Source organism: Halobacterium wangiae, assembly GCF_021249345.1.
Classification (GTDB): domain Archaea; phylum Halobacteriota; class Halobacteria; order Halobacteriales; family Halobacteriaceae; genus Halobacterium; species Halobacterium wangiae.
The window spans coordinates 1,404,058-1,416,778 of sequence record NZ_CP089588.1; the positions used below are offsets into that span (position 1 = coordinate 1,404,058).

Consider the following 12,721-nt stretch of genomic DNA (forward strand, 5'->3'; position numbering starts at 1 on the left):
GCTCGTCTTCCGAGGTCACGTTCGCTACGCTCACGTGACTCTCGCTGCGCTCCTTGCGGTGCTTACTTCGTCCGGGTTCGCCGACCGGCGCTCGCCCTTTCAGTCCGCCAGGGTGTCGGTCGTGGAGTAGGCAAGTCTGCATTCGAACTCTGGCGTTGCAGGAAGAGCCGCCAACTAATTTCCAGTCCACCGCAGCAGCGCGAGCGTCCCCTCGAAGAGGGCGATCATAGTGATGGCGACGATGATGGGGACGACGCCGGTCGGGTCGATGGCGCCGAACGTGAACGAGATCCCCGCGAACGCCGCCCAGAACAGCAGGCGGCGGCTCTCCAGCCAGCGCCGGGTGACGACGCCGAGCATGATGGCGAGCATGATGAACAGCGGAATCTGGAAGACGACGGCGAGGTACCCCATCACCATCAGTATGAGGTTGAACGTCGTGCCGAGTGCGAACGCGACGTCGGCCGTGCCCTCGGTGTACCCCTGGAAGTAGTCCATCGTGTACGGGAGCACGAGGAGATAGCCGAACAGGACGCCGAGCACGGCGAGCACGAGGCTGCTGGGGACGGCCGCGAGGTAGTAGCGCCGCTCGTGCTTGTACAGGCCGGGGCGCATGAACGCGTAGGACTCGTAGACGAAGACGGGGAGCGCGACGACGAGGCCGGCGAGGCTGGCGACCTTCACCTGCGTGATGATGAGCTCCAGCGGGTGGTAAACGCGGGGGTCGACGGCCTCGCCGCCCGGGAGGACGTAGTTCCAGATGGTGGTGATGAGCCCCTCGGTGAGCGGGAAGACGACGACGCTGGCGAGCCCCGCCACGGCGATGACGATGGCGAGGCGCTTGATCATCTCCTCGATGTGGACGGCGAGGGGCTGTTCGGCGTCGCTCTCGGGCGCACTCGCCACCAGGTCGTCGTCGGACGTCGGCGTCTCGTCCGGCTCGATGACGGTCTCCGTGGCGGAGTCGCCCGGTTCGTCGGCCTGGTGTTCCTCGTCGGCGAGCAACTGGGGGTCCGACGCCGTCGAGGGTCCCTCCCGGGTCTCGGGGGTGTGGAAGTCCTCGGCGGTCCACCCGTCGCCGCTCGACTGCGGGCGAATCGCGGGCGTGAGGTCGCTCCAGTCGCCGAGTCGGCCGCCGGGTTCGATGGAGCGGACGGCCGGGGTGAGGTCGCCCCAGTCGGTGCGGTCGGTGCGGTCGGCGGGGGCGTCCTCGACGCGGCGGACGGCTGGCTCGAGGCCACTCCAGTCGACGCGTGGCGCACGCTCGCCGTGCACGTCGCGTCCGCCGTCCGGTTCCTCGGCCATTACTGGTCGCCTCTTGGCGGCGGGTCCGTTATAGGCTTTCTTTTGGCGGTCGACGGGAAGATTGATAATTGCGAGCGGGTTAGCCGGTTCCAATGAGTAGCTCCGGCTCGGACATCGTGGATCCGGACACGGCGCGTGCCATCGGCTCCGGCCGGGAGACAGTCGGCGTGCTGTTGCGCTCTGCACAGAAGCGCCTCCAGCACGTCTTCATCGCGTTCGCTCTCGGTCTCGTCGGCGGCATCTTCGCGATGCGACTGTACGTCTGGCCGGAACTCCGCGAGGACCTGCTCGTCGAGACCGCGGAAATCATCGCCCAGACGCCGTTCGACGTCATCCTGATGCAGGTGAAGATCGGGCTGTTCACCGGCGTCGCGTTCATCGTCCCGGTCGTCCTCTACCACGCCCGCGAACCGCTACGGGAGCGGGACATGATCCCGGAGCTTCGCATCACGAAGTACCACGTCTTCGGCTTCGTCGTGGTGTTCCTGGGGCTGGCCGCCGTCGGCATCGCCTACGCCTACCTCCTGTTCTTCCCGCTGATGTTCGACTTCCTGGCGGGGAACGCCGTGGGGTCCGGGCTGGCGCCGAAGTACTCCATCGTGAAGTGGACGGAGTTCATCTTCTTCCTCGCACTGTCGTTCGCGCTCGCGGCCCAGCTACCTCTCCTGATGTCGGCGCTCTCGTACACCGGCATCGTCCCCTACGAGACGTTCCGGGACAAGTGGAAGTACGCCGTGATGGGCATCTTCGCGTTCGGCGCGATGTTCTCCCCGCCGGACCCGTTCACGCAACTGCTGTGGGCGACGCCGCTTATCCTGCTGTACGGACTGTCGCTGTACCTCTCGAAGGTCGTCGTGACGATGAAACGCGGCCGCGAACACGTCGACGTCGGTGGCGTGTTCCGCGAGCGCTGGAACCGCATCCTCGGCGTGGCCGTCCTCGGGTTCGGCGCGGGCTACGCGTTCGGCAACTTCGAGGGCGTCGCGGCGATCAACGACGGTCTCGCTGCCATCGGGTCGTCGGTGCGGCTCTCGACCGCGGCGGCGACGTTCGGCGTCCCGGCGGAGACGAGTTTCCTCCTGCTCGGCGCCATCTTCGCGGCGGTCGCGCTGCTCGCGGCGCTGTTCTACTACGTCTACGTCGCCGTCGAACGCGCCGCGAAGGCGGTCGCCGCGGCGGGCGGCGGCGCACCCACCGAGATCGACCTCGACGTCGTCGACGTCCAGGGCGTCCGCGCCGCACCCCCGGAGAAGTTCGCGTCGATGAGCGAGGACGAGGCGATGGCCGCCGCCCAGCGCGCGCTCGAGGACGGTGACGACCAGAAGGCCCAGGCCATCCTCGACCGCTTCGACGAGGTCCAGGCCGAACTCGAGGCCCAGGCCGAGGAGAGCGAGGACGAGTCCAACCCGGTCCAGAGCACGGCAGCGGGGATGATGGACGCGTTCACCGAGGAGGAGACGACCGAGGACGACATCGGCGGCTACTACTACGACATCCGGTTCATCCTCGGCAGCCTGCGCTCGCGGGCGTTCCGCATCGTCGGGACGTTCATGGCGCTTCTGGTCACCATCTTCGGGTGGTTCTACTACGGCGGGTTCGCGGAGCTGCGCGACGACTTCATCGCGCGCATCCCCCAGGACGTCCAGCCGGCGGGCGACGTCGCGTGGCCCATCACGCTCCACCCGGTCGAGGCGCTCGTCTTCCAGGTGAAGATCTCGACCGTGCTGGCGACCATCGGCGTGCTCCCCATCCTGATCTACTACATGTGGCCGGCGCTCGCCGACCGCGGCCTCGTCACCGGCGACCGGCGCACCATCCTGGTGTGGGGCGGCGGCATCGTCGGCGGCCTCGCGGTCGGGAGCTACCTCGGCTACTCGTTCGTGGCGCCGGAGCTCATCTCCTTCCTCGTCTACGACGCACTCCAGTCGGGGATGGTCATCAGCTACACCGTCAGCAACTTCGCGTGGATGGTGTTCCTGCTCACCGTCGGTATCGGCCTGCTGGCGGACATCCCGGTGACGATGGTGCTGTTCCACCTCGGCGGCATCGTCTCCTACGACACGATGCGGCGGCGCTGGCGCGTCCCCGTGCTCTCCATCTTCGCGTTCAGTTCCCTCGTCACGCCGGACAGCCTCTACACGATGTTCCTCATCGCGCTCCCGATGATCCTGATGTACTTCCTGGGGCTGGGGATACTGTTCGTCGTCACGCTCGGCGGCCGCCGCGGCGGGCCGCGGACGCCGGCCTCTGAGGCGTAACTCGCTCCGGCACCGGTAGCACGTCTCACTCGACCGCTCTCTGTACGCGACCCACTACGACGAGTAGCAGTTGGCTCGGTGGTGGCTGGCTCGTAACGCAGTCCTCGAACCGACGTTCCAGTGGCACGGCCGAGACGCACCGCTTATACTCTCTGGATAATACTGGGGTAATATGCCCAAGATCAGCGTGGAGGTGCCCGAGGAACTCCTCGCGGACCTCGACGAACACGTCGGCGACGACGGGAAGTTCGTGAACCGCAGCGACGCCATCCGGGCGTCCATCCGGAAGACCCTCGACGTCCTCGACGACATCGACGACCGCCACGGGAGGCTCGACGATGAGGAGTGAGGAGCGACTGGCGACCGGCCGCATCGTCCTCGTCGGCCTGTTCGTCACCGCGCTGGTGACCGCCCAGCTCACCGCCTCGAAGATCCTGCTGTTCGAGATCCCGTTCAGCCTCCCGTTCGCGGAGTCGGCGCTCGTGATGCCCGGCGCGGCGTTGGCCTACGCGCTGACGTTCTTCGCGTCGGACTGCTACTCCGAACTGTACGGCCGCCGGGCCGCCCAGGTGATGGTGAACGTCGGCTTCGCGATGACGCTCGTGATGCTCGCGCTCGTCTACACCACCATCGAGGCGCCCATCGCGGGGTTCTCGCCGGTCGGCCAGGGCGAGTTCTCCCGCGTGCTGTGGTCGAGTTCGAACGTCGTGGTCGGCAGCCTGCTCGCCTACGTCGTCAGCCAGAACTGGGACGTGATCGCGTTCCACGCCATCCGCGAGCGCACCGGCAGCGACCTCCTCTGGGTGCGGAACGTCGCGTCGACGGCGACCAGCCAGGCCATCGACACGGTCATCTTCATCACCGTCGCGTTCTGGGCGGCGCCCACCCTCTTCGGCGTCGGCACCGCGAACACGCTCGACGAGATCCTCGCGCTGGTCGTCGGGCAGTACGTGCTCAAACTCGGCATCGCCGTCCTGGACACGCCGTTCGTCTACGCCGTCGTCGGCGCGTTCCGCGACCGCGGCCTCGGCACCACCCCGGTCACGGAGTAGCCCGTTCCCGCTTTCGTCTACTTTTATCACCCCGTATCCCAGAGCGCGGTACGTGACAGCAACCAGGGCACTCGCGGTCTGCACGCTGGTCGTGCTCGCCGGCTGTACCGGCGCACTCGGCCCATTCGGTAGTGGTGACGACGGTCCGTCGCCACCGCCGGGTGTCGAGGACGACGCCGTGAACGCCACGGTGCTCCTCGACGCGCACGTCGCATCGCTGGAGAACGAGTCGTTCACCGCCACGCTCCCGGGTGGACCGGCGGGCCACGGCGGCAGCGTGACCGCTCGCGTGAGCGCGAACGACACCGCTCGCGTGGCACGCGAATCGGCGCTCGGCGGGACGGCGAACGTCTACGTCGCCGACGGCAGGTCGTACTGGGCTACCGACGAGTCGGCCACGGAGTACGTCGTCTCGAACTGGTCGGCGCGCCACGACCGCTCGCCGCGCGCCCAGTTCGCGGCACCGCCGGCACTCAGGCAGACGCTCGGCGTCGTCGACGGCCGCGCCTCGCCGGCGCTCTCGCCGAACGGGACCGTCGAGCGTGACGGCCGCACGCTCTGGCGGCTGGACGTCGAACCGTCGAACCAGACGACCGCCGCCGCGCTCTCGGACGTCCACGGCCGCGTGCTCGCCACACCGGACGGCCGCATCGTCGAGGCCGCCTACCACTACGACCGCAGCGGGACGGCCGTGAATCTGACGTACGAACTCTCGGCCGTCGAGGAGACGGTCGTCGAGCGCCCCGACTGGGTGGACGACGCGCGCCGCCACGGCGACTACCGCGGCTTCGGGTCCGACGACCGCCGCCTCACGACGGACGTCCCCGCGGGATTCTCGGGGGAGTCCCGCGGTCTCGTCACGCTCGTCGGCGTCCCCGAACGCGCGAACCACGGCGACGTCAGGGCCAGGCCGGTCGGCGTCACCGAGGACCCGCTGGGGGACGCCGTCGTCGCCTGGTACGCGTCCGTCCAGGCGGCAGCCAGCCACGACCACGCCTTCCTCACGTTCCAGTACAACGAGTCGCTGCTCCCCGCGAACGGCTCGGAGTCCGAACTCGACGTCTACCGGTACTCGAAGCAGGAGGCGGCGTTCGTCGCGCTCGACGCGGACGTCGACACCGAGGAGAACGAAGCGTCGGTGCGCGTCGACGACGCCAACGGCCTCTACGTCGTCTTCCACACGCCGACGTACGAGCGACTCCGCGAGCGCCTGGAGGACTAGCGCTTCTCCGCGAACCCGAAGTTCGGCTTCACGTCGGTCACTTCGACCTCGACGGTCTCGCCTTCCGCGGCGTCGGGCACGAAGATGGTGTACCCCTCGACCTTCGCCACGCCGTCGCCCTCGTCGCCCTCGCCGACGACGTCGACCTCCAGGACGTCGCCCTCCTCGACGGGCGCGTCCACGCGGTTCTTCGCAACGACGTACAGCTCCGAGGAGGAGTCACGGGACGCATCCGGCGTGTACGTCCGGGTGAACGCGAACTCCTCCTCGACGTCCGCGAGGAAGTCCTTGAAGTCCTGGCCGTCGAAGACCTTCACCGCGAAGTGGCCGCCATCGGTCAGCACCTCGCGGGCCGTGTCGAGGGCCTGTCGCGCGAGGTGGACCGAGCGCGCGTGGTCGAGGTTGTACTCGCCAGTCATGTTCGGCGCCATGTCCGAGAGCACGACGTCGACGCCACCTGTGCCTGCCGCCTGCCGGATCTGCTCGCGGGTGTCCGCCTCGGTCATGTCGCCGCGGATCGTCTGCACGCCCGCCTCGGTGTCGATGTCGTCGATGCGCTGGAAGTCCACACCGATGACGCGGCCTCGCGCTCCAGCCTCCTCGGCGGCGACCTGCAGCCACCCGCCGGGCGCCGCGCCGAGGTCCACGACCGTCGCGCCGCCGAACAGCAGGCCGAACTCGTCGTCGATCTGCTTCAGTTTGTAGGCGGCGCGGGTCCGGTACCCCTCCTGTTTCGACTTGTTGTAGTAGTGGTCCTTTCCGTTCCCCATAGTCAGTTGTCGGCGCTACGCCGCGTGAACGGAAAACCGCGTCGTTCCCCCGTCAGTCGGCCCGCACGGGCACTGCGACCTCGTTCGTGCGGAGGAACGGGAGGGTGCCCGGCGAGTCGTAGCCGAGGAAGAACGGGTCGCCGGTCGGCTCGATGCCGTGCTCGTCGAGGGTCTCCAGCAGTCGCCGCTCGTGGTCGCGGATGCGACTGTCGGTCGGCCGCCACGAGAACTCGCGGACCGCGACCGTCCGTGCTGGCTCGGTCACGAGGTCGACGTCGGGGTCGGTGGGCTCCGGCGCGCTGTCGGCGGTGTAGTCGGCGGGCAGGTAGAACGCCATCCGGACGCCCTCGCCGGCTGACCGCTCGCCACCTCCGGGTAGCACCGCGGTCGGCCGGACTCGGACCGGCGCCGTCATCGGGACCCGGGTCCCCGCGATGCGGACGGGCGCGGTCATCTCGATGCCTCGCTCGCCGGTGTTCTCGCCGCTGATGTAGCCGAACAGCCGCGAGAACGCCTCTCGGCGGTCCTCGGCTGCGCTCTCGACGAGCACCGTCTCCGGGTAGCGCCGCAGTTCGACGCCGTCGAGGGTGAGGACGGTGTCGTAGTCGAGTCGCTCGGTCTGTCGGGATTGGTACGTCACGGCTGCTGCGGCGAGGCCCACTGTCGCGGCGACTCCGGCGGCCGCTGCGAGGACTCTGGTGGTGGTACGCATACGAGTCGTAGGGCTCTGAGGAGAATAAGCGTTCACTCGGAGGCGACGAATCGGACGACGATCTCGGGGACGTCCCGGAGCACGAACGCCGCCACGTCGACCGGACCGAGTGACTGCTGGCCCTGGAGTGCACGCGGCTCCCACCGCGTCCAGCGGCTTCGAAGTCCGCGACACTCCCCAGGGTGTCCCTTCGACCGGAAAACCGCGAGAAGAACACACCGCGAGTCGCTGCGGTCGCCGTGCGTCAGTTCGCAGCGACGACCGTCGACGCGTCGACGGTGACCGTCTCGTCGTCGCTCGTCACCGTCACCTCGGAGTCCACGCTCGCGTTCGCCGGCACGCCGAAGGTCAGTTCGCCGTCGGCGTTCGTCTCGCCGACGACGTCGCCGTCCACGGCGACCGTGGCGTTCTCGACGGCTTCACCGTCGTCGTCGGTCACCACGACCGTGACGTTCTCGCCCGCAGTGAACGAACCCTCGAACGCGACGGCGAGATCGGTGGACGCGTTCGTCTCGTCGTCGTCCGCCTCACTGTCCTCGCTCTCGTCGAACTCGAACTCGAGTTCGGCCTCACCTTCGCCGTACTCGCTGTCCTCCCCGGTGCTCGCCTGGAGTTCGAACTCCTCGACGTCGGCGGGCACCTGGACGGTCGCGGTACCGTTCGCGTCCGTCGTGGCGACGACCTCCTCGTCGACGCGCACCTCGGCGTCGGCGACGGGTTCGCCGCCCTGGGTGACCTTCACGGTCGCGTTCTCTCCGGCGGAGACGTTCCCGACGACGCTCGCGCGGAGTTCCCGCTCGTCCTCGTCGTCACCGCCGACGACGTCGATGGGGACGTCCGTGCCGGACTCGCTGGCGACCGGTTCCAGGATGAACTTCCCGCTGTTGCCCGCCTCGAAGACGGTGATGTCGAAGACGAAGTTCACGCTCCCCGCGCTCGTCACCTCGACGTCCTTGTTCAGGTGGAGCTTCTGGGAGGGGAGTTTCACGTTCACCTGCTCGCCCGTCTTCAGCGTCCCGTTCACCTCGCCGACGTGGACGAAGACCGTCTCGTACTCGCCCGACGGCACGCTGAGGTTGCCCAGCAGCGTGGCGTTGGCGCCCTGGAGTTCGGTCAGGTCGACGGTCCGCGAGTCGACGTCGCGTTCGACCCGCTCGCCGTCACCCGAGTCCTCGGACTCGTTGGTCTCGGTCTCTGGCTCCTCGGTCTCGGTCTCCTCCGAGGCGTTCTCGGCAGTGGTGGTCGCCGTCTCGTTGGCGGCCGTCGTCGTCTCTACAGTGGTCGTTGTCGTCGTCTCGTTGTCCGTCGTGTTCGCGGACGCGTCGCCGGACGCATCCGCGTCACCGCCCGCCTCGCCCTTCTTGAAGCCGACGCTCGTGACGGTCACGTTCAGGTGTTCGAACTGTCCGATAGCGTTCTCCTCGTCGCTCACGTAGAACTGGACGGTGCCGCTGTCGTCCGCCGACTCGGTGCCGGTGGCGTCCGGCCCCGCGATGCCGCCGGCGCAGCCGGCGAGGACGACCAGCGCGGCTACCAGTATCGTCGGTACGGTGTGGCTCATTGCACTCGGGCCCAGTCACCCACGCCACGTAAAAGGGGGACGCCCTGAAGCGGGATTGCGCCGCCGAGGAGCCGAATTAATCCCGATTAACTGGGCTTTTACCCACGACTTGCCGTCAGCACCTCCGACGGTTCTCGTTCGCTCTCCGAACGCACGGTGCGCGCCGACGCGAACGCCGTCCTGCGGTCTCGCGAGCACGCGGAACGTGGGGCTTTTTATTCCCGGATTTCGTAGCGACTCTCATATGTTCAAGGCGATTGTGAGCGCCGACACGCTCCGGGAAACACTCGACTCCGTGAGCGTGCTGGTGGACGAGTGCAAGATCCACCTCGACGAGGACGGACTCTCCATCCGCGCCGTCGACCCCGCGAACGTCGGGATGGTGGACCTCGACCTCGGGGCCGCCGCGTTCGAGTCCTACGAGGCCGACGGCGGCATCATCGGCGTCAACCTCTCTCGACTCGAAGACATCGCGGGCATGGCCGACGCGGGCCAGCTCGTCCAGCTCGAACTCGACGAGGAGACGCGCAAGCTCCACATCCAGATCGAGGGTCTCGAGTACACGCTCGCGCTCATCGACCCCGACTCCATCCGGCAGGAACCCGACATCCCGGACCTCGACCTCTCCGCGCACGTCGTCGTCGAGGGCAAGGACATCGACCGCGCCGTCCGCGCCGCCGACATGGTCTCCGACCACATCGCGCTCGGCGTCGACACCGCCGACGAACTGTTCTACGTCGACGCGGCGGGCGACACGGACGACGTCCACCTCGAACTCACCCGCGACGACCTCATCGACCTGGAAGCCGGCGACGCCCACAGCCTGTTCAGCCTCGACTACCTCAAGGACATGAACAAGGCAATCCCGAAGGACGCGGAGGTCGAACTCGAACTCGGCGACGAGTACCCCGTCAAACTCCACTTCGACATCGCTGAAGCCCAGGGCCACGTGACGTACATGCTGGCGCCGCGGATTCAGTCCGACTAGGTACCTTTTGCTGCACTCACTCGGGCGCTGACGCGCCCTCGTTCGCTGGCAAAAGCTACGCTAAAAGCACTCCTCCTTCAGTCCGCTTCGCGTCCCTCAGTCGTCGGCCTCCGCTCGTTCGCTACGCTCACTCGCGGAGTGAACCGCTTTGCTCGGGTCCGTTGGACCGCTCGCTCGCGGATGCTGGCGAGCCGGCTGTGAAGGTTCAAATAGCAGGCCGGGACCAACCCGGCGCGTGACGTAATCCGAGGGCAGGTCCGGTCTAGGCGGGAGCGCGGCACACCGGCCTGCCAGCCAGCGTGCCGCCTGTTCGAATCCGTCTGGGAGCGGAGCCGTCAGTCCGTCGGCCGCTACAACTCCCCCTCCCACTCGGCCGCAAAGCGCTCCGCGAACTCCTCCAGGAAGGCGTGGCGTTCGGCCGCTATCTCGCGGCCCGTCTCCGTGTTCATGTTCTCGTGGAGGCGCAGCAGCTTCGCGTGGACGTGGTGGAAGGTGCTCCCCGGCGCGTCGTCGTCGATGCCGGCGTCCTTCTCGTAGGCCTCCTCCTCGGGGAGCGGGCGGTCCACGTCCCACATGAGGTTGCCGTGCGCGCCGCCGAACTGGAACGCGCGGGCGATGCCGACGGCGCCGATAGCGTCGAGGTTGTCCGCGTCCTGGAGCACCTCCGCCTCGACGGTCTCGGCGGTCAGGGGGTCGTCCTCGAAGTCGTACTCCTCGTGGACGGCGACGCAGTGACAGACCGGGTCGACGAGGTCCGCGGGGACGTCGGCGTCGGCGAGGATCTCGCGGACCTCCGGGATGGTCTCCTCTGGGTGCGTAAAGCCGTCGCCGCGGATCCGGTGGAGGTCGTGGACGAGCGCGGCCACGCCGACGATTCGGGGGTCAGCGTCTTCGGCCTCGGCGATGCGGGTGCCGACGCGGTTGACGCGCCACGCGTGGTGCACGTCGTGGCCCGACGAGTCTCCGTCGAGGTGGGCGGCCATCTTGCTCGCGACGCGGTCGAACAACGAGTCGTCGCTGGGCATGCGCGACCGTTCAGCGACACGGGCCAAAAATCACTCGACGCGGAGCGGCTGCTCCACGCGGCGCCCGTCGCGGCGAGCGAGCACCGTCTCTCCGGCCGCTACCTTCTCGCCCTCCTCGACTACGACGTCCCCGCGGTCGTACTCCCGGGGGAGGAGGACGTCCGCGCGACTGCCGAACGAGATGTGGCCGATGCGGTCCCCGCGCTCGAGTTCGTCGCCTGCCTCGACGTAGGGGTGGATGCGGCGGGCGAACGCGCCCGCGATGAGCACCACCTCGAACTCGCCGCAGTCGATGCGGACGCGCTCGTTGTGGTGGGACTCCTTGTCGAACGCCGGGCGGTGGCCACCCGAGCGGTGACTGACGGCTTCGACGGTGCCGTCGAGGGGCGCGCGGTTCACGTGCACGTCGGTGACGTTCATGAACACGCCGACGCGGACGCGGCCGTCCTCCTCGCGAATCACGGACACCTTGCCGTCGGCGGGCGAGGCGACGCCCTCGTGTGGGGGCGTGCGCTCGGGGTCGCGGTGGAACCAGAGCACGAACCCGGAGACGGCGAGCGCGAGCACGCCCCACAGCGACGAGACGGCCAGCAGCGCGAGCCCGACGACTGCCGACGGGAGCGCGTACACCCACTTCCAGGAACCGCGAGCGAACATATCCCTACTGTGGACGGCCAGCGCCGATAGCCCTTCGGTCGGGAGCGGGGCGTTTATCGGGCCTCGCTCGCAAGGGTGTCAGCGATGAACGCGCGTCACGCTCGCTACCCGTTCCTCGGGGAGGCACGCACCGCCGTCCAGGAGGCGGGCGTCGACCTCGCCCGTGTCGTCGCCGAGGAGGACGCCGTCGTCGAGCGCGCCCGCGAGCGCGTCGTCGGCGCGCTCACCAGCGGCGCGATCGGCGAGCGGGCGCGCTCGGACCGCGTCGAACTGCTCTCGTACCCCGTCGCTCGCGTCCTCGTCTCCGTCGTCGACGAACACATACTCGTACGGAAGTACGCCGACGCGGAGGCGCGCGCGGCCCACGAGCGGTTCACGACCGACGAGACCGACGAGTCGGAACTCCGGAGCGTCGGCGACGAGGCCAGCGTCTCCCGCGCGGAACTCCTCCGGGAGTTCGACCTCACGGACCACGTCTACGCCACTGACGACGGCTACGACGTGGACGTCCCGACGTACCTCCTGCTGGCGTCGTCGCTGCGGGGCGACGAGTGGCGCCTCGTCAACCGCGCGCTCGACGGCGGTCGGGTCCCGGTCCGCGAGCCGGAACTCGACACGCTCCTCCGCCAGGCCGTCCGCGACCGGGTGGCCGAGGGGCTCCCACTGGACGTCCCCGACGAGATCACCGAGGCGATGGAGGCGCCGGCGACCGCCGTCCGGGACGTGCTCGCGGACATGGACCTCACGCGGGAGATCGACACCGTCGTCCCGGAGCTGTTCCCGCCGTGCATGCAACACCTCCTCGACGCGGTGCAGCGCGGCGAACACCTCGCCCACCACTCCCGGTTCGCCATCACCGCGTTCCTCGCGAACGTCGGCCTCACGACCGACGAGATCGTCGAGATCTACTCCGTCAACCCGGGCTTCGGCGAGGAGATGACGCGCTACCAGACCGACCACATCCGCGGAGAGTCCAGCCCCACGGAGTACACGGCGCCGTCGTGTGCGACGATGAAGGCGTACGGGGACTGCACGAACCCCGACGACCTCTGCGACGCCATCAACCACCCGCTGTCGTACTACGAGGCGAAACTGGACGACGAGGACGACGAGGACCTCGAAGACTGGCGCGACCGCGAGGAACAGGACGCCGAGGCAGAGTAGAACCAGT

The 12,721-nt window shown here is 68.4% G+C and carries 12 protein-coding genes; 6 read left to right on the forward strand and 6 right to left on the reverse strand.

Features of this window, described 5'->3' with window-relative positions:
* Window positions 1-174 precede the first annotated feature (174 nt).
* Window positions 175-1,305 (reverse strand): twin-arginine translocase subunit TatC, encoded by a 1,131-nt coding sequence (gene tatC / locus LT965_RS07680; RefSeq protein ID WP_269782718.1) that lies wholly within the window; start codon window positions 1,303-1,305, stop codon window positions 175-177.
* Between the two features lie 92 nt (window positions 1,306-1,397).
* Between tatC (LT965_RS07680) and tatC (LT965_RS07685) the strand changes: the two genes are divergently transcribed.
* The 4 genes from tatC (LT965_RS07685) (at window position 1,398) to LT965_RS07700 (ending at window position 5,837) form a co-directional block, all read left to right on the forward strand.
* Window positions 1,398-3,563, forward strand: coding sequence for a Sec-independent protein translocase TatC (gene tatC / locus LT965_RS07685; protein ID WP_232703434.1), 2,166 nt, complete (start codon window positions 1,398-1,400; stop codon window positions 3,561-3,563).
* 172 nt (window positions 3,564-3,735) lie between these two features.
* Window positions 3,736-3,912 (forward strand): ribbon-helix-helix domain-containing protein, encoded by a 177-nt coding sequence (locus LT965_RS07690; protein WP_232703435.1) that lies wholly within the window; start codon window positions 3,736-3,738, stop codon window positions 3,910-3,912.
* Entirely contained in the window at window positions 3,902-4,615 is a 714-nt protein-coding gene (locus LT965_RS07695) for a queuosine precursor transporter (protein WP_232703436.1), read from the forward strand. The genes LT965_RS07690 and LT965_RS07695 overlap by 11 nt, the downstream gene beginning before the upstream one ends.
* Before the next feature lie 52 nt (window positions 4,616-4,667).
* Window positions 4,668-5,837, forward strand: a complete 1,170-nt coding sequence (locus tag LT965_RS07700; RefSeq protein WP_232703437.1) for a DUF7537 family lipoprotein — start codon at window positions 4,668-4,670, stop codon at window positions 5,835-5,837.
* Here LT965_RS07700 and LT965_RS07705 read toward each other — a convergent pair.
* The 3 genes from LT965_RS07705 to LT965_RS07715 all read right to left on the reverse strand — a co-directional run bounded on the left by LT965_RS07705 (window position 5,834) and on the right by LT965_RS07715 (window position 8,880).
* Entirely contained in the window at window positions 5,834-6,607 is a 774-nt protein-coding gene (locus LT965_RS07705) for a 23S rRNA (uridine(2552)-2'-O)-methyltransferase (RefSeq protein ID WP_232703438.1), read from the reverse strand. The genes LT965_RS07700 and LT965_RS07705 overlap by 4 nt on opposite strands.
* Window positions 6,608-6,659: 52 nt before the next feature.
* Window positions 6,660-7,319: an SOUL family heme-binding protein gene (locus LT965_RS07710; RefSeq protein WP_232703439.1), complete on the reverse strand. Its 660-nt coding sequence runs from the start codon at window positions 7,317-7,319 to the stop codon at window positions 6,660-6,662.
* Between the two features lie 244 nt (window positions 7,320-7,563).
* Window positions 7,564-8,880, reverse strand: coding sequence for a DUF4382 domain-containing protein (locus tag LT965_RS07715; RefSeq protein ID WP_232703440.1), 1,317 nt, complete (start codon window positions 8,878-8,880; stop codon window positions 7,564-7,566).
* 244 nt (window positions 8,881-9,124) lie between these two features.
* Here LT965_RS07715 and LT965_RS07720 point away from each other — a divergent pair, with 244 nt between their 5' ends.
* Window positions 9,125-9,868 carry a DNA polymerase sliding clamp gene (locus LT965_RS07720; RefSeq protein ID WP_232703441.1) on the forward strand — a complete coding sequence of 248 codons (744 nt, stop codon included), beginning with the start codon at window positions 9,125-9,127 and terminating at the stop codon, window positions 9,866-9,868.
* A gap of 350 nt (window positions 9,869-10,218) precedes the next feature.
* Here LT965_RS07720 and LT965_RS07725 read toward each other — a convergent pair whose 3' ends face one another.
* Together LT965_RS07725 and LT965_RS07730 are read right to left on the reverse strand one after the other, a co-directional pair.
* On the reverse strand, window positions 10,219-10,893 hold the full coding sequence (locus LT965_RS07725; protein WP_232703442.1) for an HD domain-containing protein: 675 nt from the start codon (window positions 10,891-10,893) through the stop codon (window positions 10,219-10,221).
* 30 nt (window positions 10,894-10,923) lie between these two features.
* On the reverse strand, window positions 10,924-11,550 hold the full coding sequence (locus LT965_RS07730; RefSeq protein ID WP_232703443.1) for a protein sorting system archaetidylserine decarboxylase: 627 nt from the start codon (window positions 11,548-11,550) through the stop codon (window positions 10,924-10,926).
* Window positions 11,551-11,634: 84 nt separating this feature from the next.
* On the opposite strand from LT965_RS07730, the gene priL reads away from it, so the two are divergent.
* Entirely contained in the window at window positions 11,635-12,714 is a 1,080-nt protein-coding gene (priL, locus tag LT965_RS07735; protein ID WP_232703444.1) for a DNA primase regulatory subunit PriL, read from the forward strand.
* Window positions 12,715-12,721 lie beyond the last annotated feature (7 nt).